Origin of the sequence: Paraburkholderia sp. BL17N1 (assembly GCF_003634175.1) — a bacterium.
Lineage (GTDB): Bacteria > Pseudomonadota > Gammaproteobacteria > Burkholderiales > Burkholderiaceae > Paraburkholderia.
Genome location: NZ_RBIW01000001.1, coordinates 602,862 through 621,421 on the forward strand (window position 1 = coordinate 602,862; position 18,560 = coordinate 621,421).

The 18,560-nt window shown below is 63.8% G+C and carries 15 protein-coding genes; 6 read left to right on the plus strand and 9 right to left on the minus strand.

Going from position 1 to position 18,560, the window contains the following annotated elements; all coding sequences use genetic code 11:
- Positions 1 to 300 precede the first annotated feature (300 nt).
- Positions 301 to 894, plus strand: a complete 594-nt coding sequence (locus B0G82_RS40350) for a hypothetical protein (protein WP_116142754.1) — start codon at positions 301 to 303, stop codon at positions 892 to 894.
- 251 nt (positions 895 to 1,145) lie between these two features.
- Positions 1,146 to 2,213, plus strand: a complete 1,068-nt coding sequence (locus B0G82_RS02630; protein ID WP_241974459.1) for a hypothetical protein — start codon at positions 1,146 to 1,148, stop codon at positions 2,211 to 2,213.
- 21 nt (positions 2,214 to 2,234) lie between these two features.
- Here B0G82_RS02630 and B0G82_RS02635 read toward each other — a convergent pair whose 3' ends face one another.
- Both B0G82_RS02635 and B0G82_RS02640 read right to left on the minus strand, forming a co-directional pair.
- Positions 2,235 to 3,308: a glycosyltransferase gene (locus B0G82_RS02635; protein ID WP_121306570.1), complete on the minus strand. Its 1,074-nt coding sequence runs from the start codon at positions 3,306 to 3,308 to the stop codon at positions 2,235 to 2,237.
- A complete protein-coding gene (locus B0G82_RS02640; RefSeq protein ID WP_121308592.1) occupies positions 3,308 to 4,561 on the minus strand; it encodes an oligosaccharide flippase family protein in 1,254 nt (417 codons plus the stop codon). Before B0G82_RS02640 ends, B0G82_RS02635 begins: the two co-directional genes overlap by 1 nt.
- 330 nt (positions 4,562 to 4,891) lie before the next feature.
- Between B0G82_RS02640 and B0G82_RS02645 the strand changes: the two genes are divergently transcribed.
- Complete coding sequence (locus B0G82_RS02645; RefSeq protein ID WP_121306571.1) at positions 4,892 to 6,097, plus strand: glycosyltransferase; 1,206 nt, start codon at positions 4,892 to 4,894, stop codon at positions 6,095 to 6,097.
- Positions 6,098 to 6,205: 108 nt separating this feature from the next.
- Here the strand turns inward: B0G82_RS02645 and B0G82_RS02650 are convergent, their stop codons facing one another.
- Complete coding sequence (locus tag B0G82_RS02650; RefSeq protein WP_121306572.1) at positions 6,206 to 7,360, minus strand: acyltransferase; 1,155 nt, start codon at positions 7,358 to 7,360, stop codon at positions 6,206 to 6,208.
- Positions 7,361 to 7,645: 285 nt separating this feature from the next.
- Here B0G82_RS02650 and B0G82_RS02655 point away from each other — a divergent pair, with 285 nt between their 5' ends.
- Together B0G82_RS02655 and B0G82_RS02660 are read left to right on the plus strand one after the other, a co-directional pair.
- Complete coding sequence (locus tag B0G82_RS02655) at positions 7,646 to 9,139, plus strand: hypothetical protein (protein WP_121306573.1); 1,494 nt, start codon at positions 7,646 to 7,648, stop codon at positions 9,137 to 9,139.
- Positions 9,136 to 10,356: a glycosyltransferase gene (locus tag B0G82_RS02660; protein WP_121306574.1), complete on the plus strand. Its 1,221-nt coding sequence runs from the start codon at positions 9,136 to 9,138 to the stop codon at positions 10,354 to 10,356. The genes B0G82_RS02655 and B0G82_RS02660 overlap by 4 nt, the downstream gene beginning before the upstream one ends.
- A gap of 102 nt (positions 10,357 to 10,458) precedes the next feature.
- Here the strand turns inward: B0G82_RS02660 and B0G82_RS02665 are convergent, their stop codons facing one another.
- Positions 10,459 to 12,198, minus strand: a complete 1,740-nt coding sequence (locus tag B0G82_RS02665) for a GMC family oxidoreductase (RefSeq protein ID WP_121306575.1) — start codon at positions 12,196 to 12,198, stop codon at positions 10,459 to 10,461.
- A gap of 220 nt (positions 12,199 to 12,418) precedes the next feature.
- Entirely contained in the window at positions 12,419 to 13,039 is a 621-nt protein-coding gene (locus tag B0G82_RS02670; protein WP_116142761.1) for a DapH/DapD/GlmU-related protein, read from the minus strand.
- Between the two features lie 185 nt (positions 13,040 to 13,224).
- Between B0G82_RS02670 and B0G82_RS02675 the strand changes: the two genes are divergently transcribed.
- Positions 13,225 to 13,725, plus strand: coding sequence for a hypothetical protein (locus B0G82_RS02675; RefSeq protein ID WP_116142762.1), 501 nt, complete (start codon positions 13,225 to 13,227; stop codon positions 13,723 to 13,725).
- A 31-nt stretch (positions 13,726 to 13,756) separates the two neighbouring features.
- Here B0G82_RS02675 and B0G82_RS02680 read toward each other — a convergent pair whose 3' ends face one another.
- From B0G82_RS02680 to gmd, 4 genes are all read right to left on the minus strand, one after another.
- Positions 13,757 to 15,091, minus strand: coding sequence for a glycosyltransferase WbuB (locus B0G82_RS02680; protein WP_121306576.1), 1,335 nt, complete (start codon positions 15,089 to 15,091; stop codon positions 13,757 to 13,759).
- A gap of 55 nt (positions 15,092 to 15,146) precedes the next feature.
- The gene (locus B0G82_RS02685; RefSeq protein WP_116142764.1) at positions 15,147 to 16,289 is read right to left on the minus strand and encodes a glycosyltransferase family 4 protein; all 1,143 of its coding nucleotides are present in this window, start codon (positions 16,287 to 16,289) and stop codon (positions 15,147 to 15,149) included.
- Positions 16,290 to 16,401: 112 nt separating this feature from the next.
- Positions 16,402 to 17,361: a GDP-L-fucose synthase gene (locus tag B0G82_RS02690; protein ID WP_121306577.1), complete on the minus strand. Its 960-nt coding sequence runs from the start codon at positions 17,359 to 17,361 to the stop codon at positions 16,402 to 16,404.
- A gap of 5 nt (positions 17,362 to 17,366) precedes the next feature.
- Entirely contained in the window at positions 17,367 to 18,485 is a 1,119-nt protein-coding gene (gmd, locus tag B0G82_RS02695) for a GDP-mannose 4,6-dehydratase (RefSeq protein WP_106284425.1), read from the minus strand.
- Between the last annotated feature and the right edge of the window lie 75 nt (positions 18,486 to 18,560).

The window sequence follows — 18,560 nt, forward strand, 5'->3', positions numbered from 1 at the left end:
TGTCCGACTCCTTGCCATGCACGCAGAAGCGCCTGCGCATTCAACACCGGCACGGCCGCATCGCCTGGGGATACCCCTACGTTTTCCGCCACTTCTCGTCGATCTGTCTTGATTCGACTGCAGGATGGCGGTTTCGCGCGCTATGCCAGTGTATTGCGTTGACAATACAGGGTGTTACGCTCACCAAAGCAGCCTTCGCGGTAATGAGCCGCCGTCCAGCGGCAAAATTAGCAGGCATAGAACACACCGCGAAGCGCCATTGCCTACGAAAGGCGAAACATCGCTGCGGGAGAGACTGCGATGCAAATCAAAACATATACCCTACTGACGCTATTGGCGTTTAGCAGTGCTGCTTTCGCATGGCAGCCGCTCACCTATCCAATCCGAAGTCAAAGCCCTTATCAGCGCAGCATCGATTCCGCGATGTGCTATGCGACGGCGAACAAACAGACCAAGGTCAACATCGTCCGCGAGCCGCAGATTCCACCGCGCAAGCCGGCTGCCACCAAGACTTCGTCGACCGGCGCGCCGTCGCGGCCGCCGTTGCCGCCCAGCACCTTCTCGTCCGCGCCGATCGGCGAGAGCATGCCGGCCGCCGCCGCGCCGGGCGCGAGTGCGCCCGTAGCGACCACGGCGGCGACAGCGAAGGGGGCTTCGGCCCCGACGGCGGCGAGCGCGACATCGGCGGACACCACGACTACGGCCGCCACGGCGGGATCGGCGACGACCGCGGGCAACAGCGCCTCGGAAACGGCAGCCGCGAGCGCGGCGCAGACGGCTGCGGCGTCCAGCGTGAAGCTGCCGCCTCTGCCGGCGCCCGAGCCGCCCATGACACAGTACTGGGCCGCGTATGGCGCGTGCATGCAAGCGCGGGGTTACGTAGTCGCACAGTAACCCCGCTTGCAAGCCTCGTTACGGTGCCTTGTTTTTTCTGATTGTGGCGCCGGCATTCGACGCCCCTTTGCGACACGGCGATGCTTAGCGACTTTACTTCCGATCAGCACGATCCCTTCCGATGCGGGCACTGCGGTGTCCCGCTAGCCGGTCGCTTCACGCCCTGTCCTTCGTGCCATCGGCGTCCGGCCGATTCGTTCGGCGCGCGTCCGGCGCCGCCTGCCTCGCTCAAAGTCCCGCTGAACGGTCAATTGGACGACTCGCAGCCGCTCGTCGACAGCCGTGTGCCGGCACGCAAAATCTGGAATCCGTCCTCGCGCGCACTGGTCAATCCCTACGAGTTCGTCGAGAAGCCCGAGGTCGCCGTATCCGCCTATCAGCGGCTGCGCCAGCCCCTCGTGCTGGGTGCATCGGTGCTGGTGGTGACCTCCGCGGTGTACCTGGGTTTCATCCATAGCAACGACTCGAATGTCGGCACGCCAATCGCGGTGTCGGGCAAGGTGCGGACACAAAATGTCGCGCCGCTCGTCGTCATTCCGCAGAAGCCGCCGGCCACCATCGCGCAGCGGCCGACGCCTGCCGCACAGCAGAAGTCCGCGATTGTCGCTGTTCAGAAGCCTGCCGCCGTCATCGTCCAGAAACCCGCCGCTGCCGTCACCCAGAAACCGGCCACCGTCGTCGCACAGAAGCCGGCCACGGTCGTCGTCCAGACGCCCGCTAACGTGCCGCCTGCGGCCGCGCAGAAACCTGCCGTGGCAGTCACCGCACCGCGCACCACGACTGCCACGACCGTCGCCGCCGTGCGGTCCGCTCCCGTGCGTTCGCCGCCGATTGCGCCGCCGGCCGCTTCGCCGCCGCTCTCGCGCCGGGTCGCATCCGTGGAACCCGAGGCGAAGCGCAATCCGGGCGGACAGTCAGGCAACCCGCCGGAGCAACCGCGCGCCGACGTGTCGCGGCATCTCAGAGCCGCACGGGCCAATCTGCAGCGCAACAACCTGTCGGCGACCCGAGCGCGCCTTGCGGCGGTCATCGCCGCGCAACCGGACAATCGCGACGCGTTGAACCTGCGCTCCATGCTGAGCACGCGGGAACAGCAGCGCGACGCGCTATTGAGCCTCGCAAGAGGCTGCGGATATATCGCGCGATGGACATGCGTCTCGCACAACGCTGGCACCGCGCTGCAGATCGATTCGAGCAGCAAGGAAGCACAGCGTCTCGTGACACTCGCGCAGCGCGAAACGGAACTCCAGATTCCCCCGCCCGCGGAGCCCGCACCCGAGCCGGCGCCCGAGACGCGTGACGTGAGCACCCATCATTGATCCGAGCGTCCGCCCGCCGCGCTAGCGGGCCGACACGGCCAGACCCACCTGATGCGCGATCGCGCGATAGCGGTCGGCGGTATCCCTGAGCGTCAGGCCGGCCAGCGAGCGTTGCGCCCGCGCCTGTCCTAGCGCAACGATCACCGCCTCGGCATAGCACTGCACGTTGGCGGTATCGACCAGTTGGACGCCCGGAAATCCGCTCGCGAAAGCGAAAGCCGGAATCTTGCTCGCGACGATCGGCACGCCGGAAGCGAGCGCCTCGAGAAACGCCACGCTGTGCGCCTCGGATTGCGACGGCATGACGAACACGTTCGACTCCGACAGCACGGTGGCGACATCGGTGCGCGGGCCCGCCACCGCGACACGCTCCGCGATGCCCAACGTCTGCGCCAGCGCAATGACCGCGCGCCAGTAGTCGGTGTCTTCGATCACGCCGTACAACACGAGCCGCGCGTCTTTCTCGCGCTTGAGTACTTCGCTGAAAGCACGCACCGTCAGCAGTTGATTCTTCACCGCCGCATACCGGCCGATCTGCACCACCTGCGGCGCGCGGCCGTCGCGCTCCACGCCGTCGGTGAATGCGAAGCGCGCCAGATCCACGCCGTTCGGCACCACGGTCATCGAAGGATGCGGCCCGATGGCCTGCACGTAATCCGTCACGCCCTGCTCGGACACACCGATCACCATTCGGGCACGTCCGGACAGAACATGTTCGATGCGCCTGAACAGCGGGCGCTCGAAGTCGTTGGTCGCCGAATGCATGACGTAGACCACCGGCACACGCAGCGGCAACGCGCGCGCGTAAAACGACGGAATGGTCGCGTGCGCAAAGATCACATCCGGACGAAAACGCCGCACCGCTCCGAACAAATGGCACAGCTTGATGAACGAACGATGGCGCAGCTTCGGAAAGAAGCACTGCACGCCGTGGCTTTCCAACTCGTTCCGCAAAGGTGCGAAATCGGCATGCGCCGGCAACAGCGAAGCCACGCACACCGCCATGCCCTCGGCACACTGATCGAGCGCAAGGTCCCTCGCCAGAACTTCTGCTCCGGACAGACGCGGCGCAAGAACCAGGTGAAAGACACGCATCACGACGTCCTTGCTGTCAACGTCCTGAACAGCATCCACGCGGCGGCGCAGCCAAGGCCGAGCGTCATGGACCACGCAATGCCTGTCACGCCCCAATAGTGCACCGCGGGCGGCGCGCTCAACAGCAGCACCACCACCTGAATCGCAGACGCATGCACGGTCGCCTTCGCGTCACCCACTGCGCGCAGATAGGCGACGAGCACGGCGATCAACGCGCCGATCGCCATGTTGATCACGAGGATCCTGAAGAGCGGCACCGCCGGCAGCCATGCGGCGCCGAGAATCAGCGAGAAGAGCGGCTCGGCGATCAGCCTGAGCAACGTGACGAAAGCCGCGAGCCCGAGCGCGATCACCAGCAAATAGATCTTGATGATGCGCGAGGCCGACTGCGGACTGTGGCGATGATGCGCCGCGAAGGTCGGAAAGAGGTATTGCGACATGGCGATCGCGGCGTCGGCGAGCAGCATCTGCGCCAGCCGCGACGACATCTGATAGCTGCCCAGTTGCGCCGGTCCGAGCAGTTTGCCGACCACGACCTTGTCGAACTGATTGAGCAGCAGATTGATCACGCTGCTGGCCCAGATCCAGCGGCTAAACCCCACATAGTGGCCGATTCCCGACCACACGGCGCGGATCGGCGGACGCGGTTTCATGGTCGCCCAGGTCAGCGTGCTTTTCAGGCTTTCGCCGGCTACGAGGCCGATCAGTACCGACGACGCACCGGCGCCGAAATACGCAAGCGCGAGTCCCACCGCGCAATCGACGAACGACGCCGCCACCTCCACGCCCGCGATGTGCTGGAAGCGCCGCTCGCGCTGCACCACGTAATAAGCCGGCGACGCCAGTCCGCGCAGCAACGGCAGCAGCGCAGCGAGCTGGATCAGGATCAGCGAGCCGTTCAGGTGGAACTGGCTGCTCAGCAGTGGGGCGAGCGCGACCAGCAGCAGCGAGATGAGCACGCCTCGCGCCGTCAATGTGGTCCACACCGCGCCGAGTTGCGAGCGCGAAGGTGGATGTTCGCCTTGAATGACCGCTTGCGCGAGGCCGGTATCGGACAGCGCTTCGGCAATCGCCACCGCGAGCAGAGCCACACTCACGCTACCGATTGCCGCCGGTCCGAGCATCCGGCCAATCGCAAGAAATTTGATCGCTACAAGTCCACGCACGGCGAACTGCTGGAGCAGGACCCACGTCGCCGCACTCGCGCCGAAGCTGCCCGCCACCGAGAACGCCGGAAGCCTGATCGCCCGCAAGCTATCCCTCCGTCGAATCGGAGCGCCGTTGAATCCGTCGCGCGCGGAACGATTTCGTGGATCGCTCTGCGAACGCCGCCAGCGCATGATTTGTTAGTTTGCGCCAGCAAGCTGGCGAGTTTTTTCGTCGAATTTCATACACGACCATACCGCGAGAGAATCGCCCACAACCGCCATCAGCTAGGCCGGTTCGGCCTAAGGCGACGACCCCTAGTACGCTGAACCACAAAGCCGGACAAATTAGTAGTTACACGGATTCCGGCGATGCTAACGTTGTTCAGCCAGCGCCATGCGAGCAACGGCGCTCGGGTACTTATTTCAGCAACGCAAATGGTTACCGACGCAATGGAACAAGACTACGTCCTGATCGTGGAACCGAATCTCACTGGCCACCGCTGGCGATACGCCGAGTGGATCATGCAGGCCTGCGCGGACGCCGGCTATCCGTGCATGCTCGTGACCGAGTGCGCCAACGAAGACCACCGGCTCGCAAGACAGATCACGGCCGCCAACCGCCCGGATCAGCAGATCGCTTTCGTCGATCCGGAGGAGCGGCCCCGCAACCGCCTGCCCGACCCCAACGAATACTGGCGCTTCCACCGCTATTTCAAGCGCGTGCATACGATCATCACCCGCATGCAGTCGATCCGGCTCGTGGTCGTCCCCTACGTCGATTACTTTTTCTATTCGCTGCCGTTTCTCGGCTCGCCTTTCGGCAAGACGCCATGGATCGGCATCACCATGCGCTCGACATTCCATCATCACAAGGTCGGCATCAAGGCGCCCGATCGTCCGGTCGTCAATGCGATCAAGGCGCTGCTCTTCAAGCGCGCGATTCGCACCACCGGCCTGCGCACGCTGCTGACGATCGATCCGACCTTGCCGGAATGGTCGGCGCGCAGCCCGTCGAAACACAGCGCGGCGATCGCCTACGTGGCCGATCCTTTTCCCGATGAGCACGCGGAAAACCCCGTGCTGGCCCGCGAGCGTCTGGGGCTCGATCCCGGGCAGCGCTACCTGCTGGTGTATGGCGCGATCACGGAACGCAAGGGCATCTACGAACTGGTGCATGCGCTGACGCGTCTCGAGCATGCGCCCACGCTGATCGTCGCCGGCGAGCAGGATGCGGGCACGCGTCATTTCATGCGCAATCACGTGCGCAGCCTCAATCCCGCGCCGCTAGTACTCGACGCCTTCATTTCCAACGATATGGAGCGCGATCTGTTCTCCGCGTGCGACGCGGTCTGGCTCGGCTATAAGGGGCACTACGGCATGAGCGGCGTGCTGGTCCAGGCTTACCGTTTCGGCAAGCCGGTGATCGCAACTGAAGACGGTTTGATCGGCTGGTTCAGCCGGCGCTGCGAACTGGGGCCGATTCTGAGCGACCTGAGTTCCGCGTCGATCGGCCGTGCGATCACCGAGACCATGACGTCCTGGCCGCACATCCCTCCGGCCATGCCCTCCGCGCGTGAAGACCTGCTGTCACGACATACGCTCGGGCAATTCAAGCAAACCTTGCTGCAACAGATGGCTTGATTGCGCAACGGGTTTTTCAAAAAAACGAGGCGTCCATCAGTGCGATGGACGCCTCGTCACATGTGACGTCGGTTTATAGCCGCATATGCAACTACGCGTCGCGCATGCTCAGGATAACTGCCCACCGGCGGCAGCGGCGGGCACTTCCTCGCGCACCGAACTGCTGCGCTTTTCAGGGAACAGCGCATTGCGCATCAGCAGGAACGGATACTCGATGGCGCGTGTGGTCACATAGCCGATTGCGATCGCGATGGCAAACTGCGCCGCGAGCGCGACGACCCAGATCAGACTCGGCGTGAGACCCAGTGCGGTCGCTTTCCGGATCAGCATGTCGCCGGGCGCGAGCGCGAGCGAATGCCACAAGTAAATACCGTACGAATACAGGCCGATCCACGCTACGCCACGATAAATCCACGACGTACGCAACGATCCCGAGTATTCGAGCACCAGCACGATCAGCGCAGCGAATCCGAGCGCCTGGATCGTGTAGCCGATGCTTTCGTCCAGCGCGAGGTTTTTGGTGGCGAATGCGAGCCACGCGCAGAGCAGGACGACGCTGAAGATCAACAGCCACTTGCGCTTCGCGAGCTGATGATAGACGCCGGGTTTCATCCAGTAGATCGCGGAAAGAATCACCCCCACCAGCAGGCTGTCGATGCGGTATTGCGTGTAAGCGAAGGCGCCGTCGAGATTGCCGCCCGCCACCGCGAAGCAGCGCGCTGTGAGCACCACCGCGCAGATGCCGGTGAGCACGCTGACGATCGTCCACGCGCCGAGACGCCAGCGCGAGAACATCAGCAGAAGCGCCGGCAGCACCAGATAAAAGTGTTCTTCGACGGCGAGGCTCCAGGTCTGCGTAATCGACGTGCCCAGGTAGTTCTGCAAGTGCGTCAGGTTCTGGACGAGGAAGGTATTCCACGGGTGGCGTCCGGCCAGCACATGGAAGGCGATCAGCACGTAATACGCGGGCCAGATGCGGAAAATCCGCCGGATGATAAAGCGCCGGGCATCGACATGGCCGGTTTCGGCGTACTGCCGAAGCAGCAGGCCGCCCACCAGAAAGCCGCTCAACGTGAAGAACAGGTTCACGCCTTCGCGGCCGAAACTCTTCAGTGGGTACTCAATAATCTGGATGAGGTAATTGCCGGTATGGACCGCATGAAAGTGAAAGCCCATCACCATGATGATGGCGATGCCGCGGACGAAGTCGAGTTCGATCGCCCGTCCGGCTTTTGCGGGTCCCGCCCCGCCGAATAACTTCATGCTGTTCCCCTCGGTCGTCTCTCTCGCAAGGCACGCGGCCCTTTTTGCATATTCGGTGTCGGCAAGCGTGCGTGCGCGCCAACTTCAAGGCATTCACCGACAACCTGCGCAAGTGTGCGCGCGTCTTGCAGAGCTTACGCTTTCCGCTAACGCCTAAACCCAGGCATTGTTCGACGAATGCGGCCCAGCCAACTAACAGGCGTAGCGATTCCTTCAAAATAACCCGATGCGAGACCGTCCGCTATAGACTGCGGCGAATCTACGGCGACGGGGAGGGAATCGTTAATGCGCCACCAGTATGCAACGCCCTGGATATGGTTTTTTCTGCTGCCGCTCGCTTTCGACTATAAGGCGACGGACGCGAATACGGGTCACTTCGCGCAATTCATTTTCGTGCTGCCGGCGATCGCCGCAGGGATTGCCCTGCTTCTCATCGCGCCGCGCTTTCACGAGCGCTCGCGGCTGCGCTCGATCGTCACGTGGAGCATGATTCTGTGCGTGGTCGGCAGCATCGTCGCGCAACTCGTTCAGGATAACGACACCGGCAACTATCTGCGCGTGCTGCTGCCGTTCATTCTCTTCACACTGGGCTATCTCGTGGCGTGCCGCCCGTGGAGCGAATTTCGCATCGCCCAGTTCGAGAAAGCCCTGTTTGTCGCCAACGTCATCAGCCTTCTGTTCACCCTGGTCTACGGCATGGCGACGGGCGGCGATCTCGACGACGTGCGCTTCCGTATCCTCTCCGTCACATTGCTGGGTCTGCAAGGCGTATTGCTTCACGAATTCATCGTGGCAAAGCGTTATTCGCTTTTCACGGTATCGATTTTCGCCTTGAGCGTGATCATCGAATTGCTGAGCGTGACCCGCAGCGTGATGGTCGGCACGGTGCTGCTATTCCTGATCGCGATGGGGCTGAGCGCGCCTTCGATCCGGCATATCTGGCGCGCGATGAGCCGCACTGTGATCATTGGCGCGGTGCTCGCCGGCGTGGCCGGCGCAGCGGCCCTGGCTTTCCCGACCGTCGCCGAACACTGGGCGCAGCGCATCTTCTTCTCCGAAGAAACCCGCTCCGGCAAGGATCCGACCACGATCACGCGTCTCGCGGAAATGCGCGACCAGTACGATCAGGTGACCGCGGACCCGACGACCTTGCTGTTCGGCGAAGGCTACGGCCACTACTACCGCTACTCGCCGGTCTATCTGCCTGACCTTGCCGGCCAGATCAGCGAGAAAGACTTTTACGCGATCAACGAATGGGCCGCGGGCCACAACTTCTGGGTCTATCAGTTGTTCGCGGGCGGACTCCTGTTCGGCGTTGGCATGCCGTTGGCCACACTCGCCGCGCTGGCGGTCTGCTTCTTCTCATATCGCTACTGGCGCTCGGTCGTGCCCGACGCGCCGATGCTGCCGGTGCTCGGGCGCGCCGTCATGCTGTTCGCCGCGTTGCCGGCCACCTCGATCGGCGGCAATCCGCTCGGGCCGCGATTTTCCGGGCTGATTTTCGGCGTCGCGCTTGGCCTGATGATCGCCACGTACGCGCGTTTGCAGCGTGCGCTGCCGGCACGCGCACGGCGCTTCCGTAGCCCGCCGTCTGTGCGTCCGGAAGCGATGCCGGAGTTGCCCGGCCGGATCCAGCCGGGCATGGGCCGCGCCGACCTCCCGTCAACGCTCGGCATATCGCGCACCGCGAGTTCCGCATCCGAAACCGGCCAGTTCGGCGCCCTCGTCCCGCATTCGCCGCCCAGACATCGCTCCAACCGACCGAATATCGCCCGATGAAGATCCTCCACCTGCTAGCAAGCGTCGACCCACGCGCCGGCGGTCCCGTTGAAGGCGTTCGCCGCAGCGGCCTGGCTATGCGCGAAGCCGGCCACGAGATCGAGGTGGCGACTTGCGACGCGCCCCGCGACGCCTTTCTTGCGTCCTTCCCCTTTCCGGTCCATGTCTTCGGCCCGACCAAAGGCCGCTACAGCTTCAGCGAACGCCTCGCGCCGTGGCTCGCCGCCAACGCGAAGCGCTATGACGCGGTGATCGTGCACGGCCTGTGGCAATACCACGGCTTCGCGGCATGGAAGGCGCTGCACAAGAGCGAGGTGCCGTACTACGTGTATGTGCACGGCATGCTGGACCCGTGGTTCAAGGAGGCTTACCCGCTCAAGCATCTGAAGAAATGGCTGTATTGGCCGTGGGCGGAGTATCGCGTACTGCGCGACGCGCGCGCTGTCATCTTCACGACGGAGGAAGAACGCACGCGCGCACGCAAGTCGTTCTGGCTGTACCGCGTGCATGAACGGATCGTGCCGTTCGGCACGACGGTGCCGCAACTCAAAGCGGCGCCGCTGCGCGAAGCGTTCCTGCAAGCCATACCGAGCCTGCGCGGCAAACGCATCGTGCTGTTTCTCGGCCGCGTCCACGCGAAGAAAGGTTGCGACCTGCTGATCGATGCTTTCGCACGCATTGCCGGCCGCGATCCGGCGCTGCACCTCGTGATCGCCGGTCCGGATGAAACCGGCTGGGCCTCGACGCTGCGTACCCAGGCGCAGGCGGCCGGCATCGCGCATCGCGTGAGTCTGCCGGGCATGCTTCAGGGCGAACTCAAGTGGGGCGCTTTTCATGCGAGCGACGTGTTCATTCTGCCGTCGCATCAGGAGAATTTCGGCGTGGCGGTGGCCGAGGCGCTGGGCTGCGGATTGCCGGCGCTGATCTCCGATAAAGTCAACGTGTGGCGCGAAATCGAAGCGGACGGCGCGGGGGTGGTGGCCGCGGATACCGTCGATGGTACGGAAAAGAATCTGACGCGCTGGCTCGAACTGGACGACGCGGCTCGCGCGGCGATGCGCACGCAGGCGGCCGCTACCTTCAACGCGCGCTTCCGTGTCGAGACTATGGTCAGCGCCCTGACCGCTCTGCTCGAAGCCAGGGGCGGCCACGACGACGCGCGCAACAACGACAGCACGCTCACCACGCTGCGCGAAACGACTCAGCCAACCCACTGACGCGCGCCGTCTCTCACCAGGCGGAAAACTCTCGAGCCGGCAACCCAAAAGCGAAGATGGCGCGCCTTGTGCGCGCCATCTTCGCTTGTCCTGATCACACGTTCACTGCTCTTTCATCAAGGGTGTCAAGGTCGAGGCCGCGATCGGCAACGTATCGACCTGAGACGGTGTGTGAAGTGACATGGTGGGGCTGTTCGCCGCATCAACTCGCGTACTGCCGACGGCGTCCGGCACATTGAGTTGCCGCATCAGATGGCCGGCGAGACGCAACGACAGCGCGGCAATCGTGATGGTCGGGAAATTGGCGCCGACGGTCGGAAACACCGAGCTGCCGCCAATGTACAGATTGCTGATGCCGTGCACCTTGCAGTCGCGATCGACCACGCCCTCGCGAGGCGAATCGTGCATGCGCGTGGTGCCCATGTGGTGCCACGTGCCTTCGAGCTTCGCCGGCCACGTGCGGCCTTCGAGCGGTTCATCGAGCGTGACGTCCGCGACGTTCGCCATCTGCAACTCCTTCGCGAGCAACTGGAAGGTCTTGTCGAAAGTGCGCTGCACCTGGTCGCCGAGGCGCCACTCCACCCGCACGCGCGGCATGCCGAAGTGGTCGCGCTTGTCGGCCGACAAGGTCACGCGGCTATCCGGATTGGGCACCGCCTCGACGATAGCCTGCAGCGTGACGTCGGTGATCAACGCGGGCCATTGCAACAGCCGCGTCAAACCAAAGCCGACGGTATGCAGCGGGTGCGCGATCATGGTCTCGATGTCGCGTTTCACGCTGCGGCCCGGCTGGTCCTTGCCCATCAGCGCTTCCTTGAAACGGATCAATGCCTCGGAACCCGCGCTGCCCTCGCCGTACCATTTCGAGTAGAGCCACACGCGTGAATTGAGCAGCTTTTCGCGTTCCATCCACTCCTGCTTCGGCGCGAACTGGGACGATATCTTCGTGCCGTGCGCCGAGACAGCCACGTTCTGGTAGTGGTACTTGATGTCGTACAGCTTGTTGCGCGCGATGCCAGGACGGAAGCGCACCTTGCCCGACATCATGCGCGGGTGATCCATGAAATAGCGGCCGACCAGATCGTTGGCATTGCCGAGCCCGGCGGCCTGCACGTTGTTCGATGCCAGCAGCAGGCGCGCGTTTTCAATGCCGCCCGTGGCCAGCACGAAAATTTTCGCGGTCACCGTTATCGCGCGGCCGCTGATGGTGCCCACCTTCAGCCTGGAAATCGTCGTGCCTTGCGCATCGGCGTCGATACTGAGCACGTTCGCATGAAGGAACACGCGCACCCTCGTCGAATGCGACAGTTCTTCGCGATACACCTTGCCGAAGCGAACCGGCGGGCTGAACTGCGCAACGGTATCGCGCATGTCGCCGGTGGCGAGCGGCAGACGGCGCACGTCCTGACGCCCGATCTCGCGCTCCCAGTAAGCGGGGTCGAAATTCTGCGGGCCGAGCTTCAGCAGTTCATGCGTGCGTGCATAGTAAGGCGCCAGTTCATCGAGGCCGAACGGCCAGCCGCTGTGCGGAATCCAGTCACGCTTTTCGAAGTCCCAGGGATCGAGCGGGCGGCACCAGCCGCCCCAGCAGTTGCTGCTACCGCCGAAATAGCGGCTACGCGAGCCGTCCGCGAACGTATAGGGAAGCCCGATGTTCTCGCCGCGATAGAGGTCGCGAGTTGCGTCGTCAGGTCCAAAACCACCGCTTTCGAGCATGCAGGCGTCGATACCCGCCCTCGACATTTCCAGCGCGAGCGTGATGCCCGCGACGCCTCCGCCGATGATGCAGACCGTCGTCTCGACGACGGTGTTCTGTTCAACAGTACGTGTATCGATGAACATCCGCTACTCCCATCTGCTTCACGCATTTCCTGGGCGCGGTGCGGTTCGCCAGGCGGAGCCGGCAACCAGACCACGCAGTCGTCGCGGCCGGAACTTGCAAGGGCGCCGCCGCGAATGCCGTTCATCACGCAGTGCGTCAATCCCATTGCAACGGCCGGCATTCCGGCAAAACGACCTCGGCGTCCTCAGCGTACAAACGCTGTGGCTTTATGTCTGTGGTTCAGGTCACGGAGTCGAACCGTTTCCTGATAAAACGGCAAGGATTGCCGCCGTACACGCCCTCCGCTTCCAGCGAACGATGCACGACCGACAAAGGTGTCACGACCGCCGAACGGCCGATCGTCACGCCCATCTGCACCACGCACTTCGAAGTGATCCACACGCCGTCCTCGATGATGATCGGCGCGACATGCAGATCCATCGTGGTGCTCATATCGTGCGATCCCGCGGTGAGGAACGTGCCCTGAGAAATGCACACGTTCGAGCCGATGCGGATCAGCGTCTGGTTGTAGATCCACACATCGACACCGAACCAGCAGTTGTCGCCCACTTCGAGATTCCACGGCGCCTTCACGCGCAGCGGATGCACGAATCGGCAACCTGTACCGATCTTCGCGCCGAACAGACGCAGCAACGCCACGCGCACAGCGGAGAACGGCAGTAGTTTGTTGTTGATCACACAGGCTTCCAGCGCGAACCAGACAAGCTCGACCAGCGCACCGCGCTTAGCCTGATAGTTTCCTTTTCCGGCCTGCGACAGATCGATCACGCGGCCGTTCCCGCGCGCGCCCTCGGCCGGCGGCATGCGCCCGACGTGAGGATCGTCGGCTACGTTACCCATCAGCTTTCTCCGAACCACGAACAGTGGTAAACATAGGCAGGCATGCCAGGCAAATCTCTTACATTATGTTGCGGTGTCTGCCCCGGCTTCACGCGGTGGCTGTGCAGGCAAGCGTTTTGGCGGCTACGCGCGTAGTGGTTGGCGCACGATAGCTTTATCCCGACAGCATTTCCTTGGGGAATCAGATGATCACCTCGCTTCGACACACTGCTACCTGGACGCTTCTCGCGATCGCATCGTGCGCGGTGCCGGCCTTCGCGCAGAACGCCGCGCCCAATAACGCGGCGCCCGCCCTCCCGCCCGCCGCGACGGCGGCCAACGGCTACGGTCTCAATGCACAGCTTCCGGCCAACCGGCGCGCCGCGCATCGCAGTAGCGAGCAGGCGCTGCTCGGCTCCCCGAACCCCTACAGCACCGACGGCGCGCAAGGCGATACGAACGACGCCCAACGCGCGGCGCTGCTCGACACGCAACGCATGACGGTGTTGGGCGGCGACCAGGCGGCACAGCCAGCGGTCGGCAAAGGCAAGGGCAAAGCGCCGCTTGCGGCCGACGGCCAGGTGCGTGTAGCCGGCCAGCCAGGACGTCCGAACGCGGCCGCCGGTCTGACGCCCCAAGGCGCCACGAGAACCACCTACACCGACCCCTACGCCAGCAAGCAGGGCGTCTACCGTTCTCCCTGGTAATATCGCCTTCATGACACCGCCGCGGGCCGGATCAATCCGGCGCGGCTTCCTCCGCGGTAGCCGGTTTTCGCCGGCGCCTCGCCGCAGCACCTGAAGGCCGCGCGCCGAAAGACGGCGTGCCGCCTTTCCCGCGTTTGCCTCCTGCCTCACGCAACAGCATCGCGAGCCGTTCCTCGAAGGTGCGAATCGTCGACTCCGGCGAGAGCGTGCGCTCCGCATAAGCACGCGCCGCTTTGCCGAGTGCCGCACGTCGTTCCGTGTCGTTCGCCAGCGCCGTGATCGCCGCCGTCAGCGCCTTCAGGTTGTCCGGTGGCACGACCACGCCGCTCGGCGCGACGGCTTCGTAGAGCGCCGTGCCGCGACGCGCCATCGCCACGGTCGCGCGTCCGCTCGCGAACATGCCGGTGAGCTTGGACGGCATGACAAGGTCGGCCGCGTCGCCGCGTTGCGGCAGCACGTGAATATCGGCGAGGTTGAGCAGTTCGTTCAGACGGTCCAACGGTTGCAGCGGCAGGAACACGCAATTCGTCAGTCCCGAGCAGCGTTCGCGCAGCCCCTCTTTCGCCGCGCCGCTGCCGCAGAACACGAAGGTGAGATCCGTGCGCGCGGCGAGCGCGACCGCCGCATCGGCGAGCGTTTCGATGCCCTGCTTCGCGCCCATGTTGCCGGAGTACAGAACCACTTTCTGGTCGTCAGGAATCCCCAGCAGGCGCCGGAATTCGCTCGGCCGCGTGAGCGGAAAAATCGTCGACACGTCGACCCAATTGGGCAGACAGACAACCTTTGATGCGTCGACGCCCTTGGTCGTCGCGCGCTCGCTCATCTGCCGCGTGATCGAGGACACGGCGTCGAAGCGCCGCAGCAAAGCGCTTTCCACCCGGCGTGCCATGCGGGCCGCAAATGAGCTTTTCAGCAAGCCCAGATCGAATGCCGCATCGACCTCATAGTCCTGAATATGCAACCAGGCGCGCGCGCGCGTGATGCGTGCGAGCATCAACCCGCCCGGCGCGCACATCAAGGTCGGTGCGATCAGCATGACAGCGTGCGGACGCCACAGAACGTGCCGCACAAGAAGCGGCAGCGAGGTCGCCGCGAAGCTCGCCAGATGCAGCATGCGCTTCAGGCCGCTCGGACGCGCGGGCACCCACAGCGGCGCGCGCCAGATCGCCACGCCGTCGCGCGTTTCGTGCTGATAGCGCCACGACGCGTAGCCCTCGCCGACACGCCACTCCGGGTAGTACGGCGGCGCGCACACCACGCGCACGTCATGTCCGCGGCTCGCCAGCAGCACGGCCATTTCCGCCGTGTACTTGCCCACTCCCGTCAGCTCAGGCGCATAGTTGATGCCGTAGATCAGTATCTTCATCGTGACTGCCGGAGCGAGTAAGGGCGTTGTGCGCGACCTGGTTGTGCGGAGCGGCTCAGTCGCTCAACATCAAAGCGCAGCCGCGGGCGATGTTGGCAGCCGCGGAAGGCGGATCGAAACGGCGAATCACATCCATGCAGCGGCGCGCGGTGCCGCCCGCGTCGGCGAACGCCTCCATGGCCTTGAGCATGGTGCGCTGCAGGCCGGCGACGTCGCCCGCTGTAAATGCATAGCCGCTCACCCCGTCGATCACCAGTTCCGGCACGCAGCCGCAACTTTCGCTGACCACGGCGGGGCAGCCATGCGCGAGCGCCTCGTTGACCACGAGTCCCCAAGGTTCGCTGTAACTCGGCAGCACCATGCAGGTGGCGCCGTAATACTCCCGCGTCAGCGGCTCGTCCTGCAGACTGCCGACGAACGTCACCGCGTCGCCGAGTTCGAGCTCGGCCACCTTCGCATGCAGCGCGTCGCACATCGGACCGGTGCCGACAATGCGCAGCTTCGCCGCCGGAATCCGCCGCCGCAATCCGGCGAACGCGTCGATCAGCGTGCCGATGCCCTTCTCTTCGGACAAACGCCCCACGAACAGAAACACCGGCGGATTACCCGCGCGAGCGGCGACCCGCTCGACCAGCGCACGTTCCGGCGAAAACGAACCGGGCATTGCCGCAGCCTGACAAGGCACGAAAATCTTGTCGCGCTTTGCGCCGAGCGACAACAGATACTCGCGGCTGCGCTCGCCGAAGCCGAAATAGCCGTCGCACAGCGCGAAAAACACGCGCTTCGGAATCGACGTCAGCAACTTTTTGGGCCGGTCGCGCGCGGTCGAATCGCAGAACACCGCACGCCGTTTGCCGGTCACGATGCACGCCGCGAGCATCGCCCAGTATTCCGGGCGGTGGTAGCCCGGCAGCACGATCAGATCCGACTTGGTGCGCAGCACTTCCCATGTGAGCCGCGCGATCAGCTTCAGGGTCGGCACGTCTTCGTAGCAGCCGTCGAACAGCTTTTGCATCGGATAGCGGTGAAACGAATAATCGACGTCGGAAAAGCCGACGCGGTCGTGCTCGGTATCGGCGATCTGCACCATCGAATAGCGAATCGCTCCGGAAGCCGAAATGTTATGCAAGGCGGAAAACACGACACCCTTGTGGCGCGACCACACGACGTTGTGGAAGATCGTGACTGACGCTGTCATTTTTATGCCACTCCTAGAAATATCGTCCTGCGTGCATTGCGCATTCTGCGCAGGCACAGCGTCCCCTTTGGTCCGTCAATCCAAAGCCGCGTCGTGGCGGCCATCCACGCGCCTACGCTTCGATGGCGGCGGCGGGCGTCGAACCAGCGTGTGATTCGACGAAGTCACGATAGGTGGAGGCAATGCCGTCGGCGAGACCGATCGTGGCCTGCCAGCCCATTTGCGTCAGGCGTGAAACGTCGAGCAGCTTGCGCGGCGTGCCGTCGGGTTTCGAAGCATCGAACACGAGTTCGCCTTCGAAGCCGACCACCTTGCAGATGCATTCGGCCAGCTCGCGAATCGACAGGTCCTCACCCACGCCGACGTTGAAGAGGCCTTCCGTCACGTTGTGCTCGAGCACGAACAGCGTGGCCGCGGCAAGGTCGTCGACATGCAGGAACTCGCGCAGCGGCGTGCCCGATCCCCACACCGTCAAGGTGGCGTCGCCGTTCAGCTTCGCTTCGTGCGCCTTGCGCAGCAGCGCCGGCAACACGTGGCTGCTCTTCAGATCGTAGTTGTCGTTCGGGCCGTACAGGTTGGTCGGCATCAATGCGACGTACTGCGTGTTGTACTCGCGGTTGTACGCTTCGCACAGCTTCACGCCGGCGATCTTCGCGATCGCATAGGCGTCGTTGGTCGGCTCCAGCGGCGAGGTCAGCAGATGCTCCTCGCGGATCGGCTGCGGACATTGCTTCGGGTAGATGCACGACGAACCGAAGAACACCAGCCGCTCGACCTTGGCGCGATACGCGGCGTGGATCACGTTGGTTTCGATCACCAGGTTTTCATAGATGAACTCACCCGGCTGCGTCGCGTTCGCGAGAATGCCGCCCACGCGCGCGGCCGCGAGCAGCACCACGTCGATCTTTTCGCTTTCGAAGAAGCGGTTCACGGCCGCCTGATCCGTGAGATCGAGCTCCTTGCGCGAGCGGGCAATCACGTTCTGATACCCCTCGGCGACAAGACGCCTGACCAGCGCGGAGCCGACCATGCCACGGTGGCCGGCGACGAAGATGCGTGCTTGTTTGTTCATCGCCGTTACTCGTGATGTTCCAGCGCCGTGAATCCGGCCAGCGTGACAAGCGCGTCACGTCGCGCGATCTGATAGTCAGAGCGCACCATTTCCTTGACGAGCGAGGCGAACGAGGTAGTCGGCTGCCAGCCGAGCTTCGCATGCGCCTTCGACGGATCGCCGAGCAGCGTCTCGACCTCGGCGGGCCGGAAGTAGCGCGGATCGACCCGCACGATCACGTCGCCCGGCGACATCCTGATCTCGCGCCCTTCCACCTTTTCGACGATGCCGATTTCGTCCACGCCGGTGCCTTCGAAACGCACGGTGACGCCCAGTTCAGCGGCGGCGTGCTGCACGAACTGACGCACGCTGTATTGCACGCCGGTGGCGATGACGTAATCCTCCGGCTGCTCCTGTTGGAGCATGCGCCATTGCATCTCTACGTAATCACGCGCATGGCCCCAGTCGCGCAGCGCCGACAGATTGCCGAGATACAGGGTCTTCTGCATGCCCACCGCGATGCGCGCGACGGCGCGCGTGATCTTGCGCGTCACGAACGTCTCGCCGCGCACGGGCGATTCGTGATTGAACAGAATCCCGTTGCACGCGTAGAGACCGTACGCTTCGCGATAGTTGACGGTGGTCCAGTACGCGAACAGCTTGGCGACGGCATATGGGCTGCGCGGATAGAACGGCGTCGTCTCCGACTGCGGCACCTGCTGCACGAGACCGTATAGCTCGGAGGTCGAGGCCTGGTAGAAGCGCGTTTTCTCCTGCAAGCCGAGAATGCGGATCGCTTCGAGAATCCGCAAGGCGCCGAGGCCGTCCGCGTTGGCGGTGTATTCCGGCTCCTCAAACGACACCGCAACGTGGCTCTGCGCGGCGAGGTTATAAATCTCGTCCGGCTCGACGCGCTGGATCACGCGCAAAATGCTGGTCGAGTCGGTCAGATCCGCGTGGTGCAGAAAGAGGCGCTGATCCGGATCGTGGGGATCGCGGTAAAGATGATCGATCCGGTCTGTGTTGAACAGGGATGACCTGCGTTTGATGCCGTGTACGTCGTAATCCTTGGCGAGCAGCAGTTCCGCCAGATACGACCCGTCCTGTCCAGTGATGCCGGTGATCAGCGCGACCTTACGTTTCATGGAGCGTTCTCCTCGTTAAGCTTTGCAATCCGACTGCCGGAAGCCTGGCTGCGCGGCTTTGCCGGGCGGCCGGCC

What these genes read in the sequence shown, in the direction of transcription:
- B0G82_RS02635 (WP_121306570.1), bottom strand. Translation starts at nt 3,308, where the DNA reads ATGCGTGTCTTTCACCTGGTTCTTGCGCCGCGTCTGTCCGGAGCAGAA.
- B0G82_RS02670 (WP_116142761.1), bottom strand. Translation starts at nt 13,039, where the DNA reads ATGGGTAACGTAGCCGACGATCCTCACGTCGGGCGCATGCCGCCGGCC.
- B0G82_RS02690 (WP_121306577.1), bottom strand. Translation starts at nt 17,361, where the DNA reads ATGAACAAACAAGCACGCATCTTCGTCGCCGGCCACCGTGGCATGGTC.
- B0G82_RS02680 (WP_121306576.1), bottom strand. Translation starts at nt 15,091, where the DNA reads ATGAAGATACTGATCTACGGCATCAACTATGCGCCTGAGCTGACGGGA.
- gmd (WP_106284425.1), bottom strand. Translation starts at nt 18,485, where the DNA reads ATGAAACGTAAGGTCGCGCTGATCACCGGCATCACTGGACAGGACGGG.
- B0G82_RS02655 (WP_121306573.1), top strand. Translation starts at nt 7,646, where the DNA reads ATGCGCCACCAGTATGCAACGCCCTGGATATGGTTTTTTCTGCTGCCG.
- B0G82_RS02665 (WP_121306575.1), bottom strand. Translation starts at nt 12,198, where the DNA reads ATGTTCATCGATACACGTACTGTTGAACAGAACACCGTCGTCGAGACG.
- B0G82_RS02685 (WP_116142764.1), bottom strand. Translation starts at nt 16,289, where the DNA reads ATGACAGCGTCAGTCACGATCTTCCACAACGTCGTGTGGTCGCGCCAC.
- B0G82_RS02645 (WP_121306571.1), top strand. Translation starts at nt 4,892, where the DNA reads ATGGTTACCGACGCAATGGAACAAGACTACGTCCTGATCGTGGAACCG.
- B0G82_RS02650 (WP_121306572.1), bottom strand. Translation starts at nt 7,360, where the DNA reads ATGAAGTTATTCGGCGGGGCGGGACCCGCAAAAGCCGGACGGGCGATC.
- B0G82_RS02660 (WP_121306574.1), top strand. Translation starts at nt 9,136, where the DNA reads ATGAAGATCCTCCACCTGCTAGCAAGCGTCGACCCACGCGCCGGCGGT.
- B0G82_RS40350 (WP_116142754.1), top strand. Translation starts at nt 301, where the DNA reads ATGCAAATCAAAACATATACCCTACTGACGCTATTGGCGTTTAGCAGT.
- B0G82_RS02675 (WP_116142762.1), top strand. Translation starts at nt 13,225, where the DNA reads ATGATCACCTCGCTTCGACACACTGCTACCTGGACGCTTCTCGCGATC.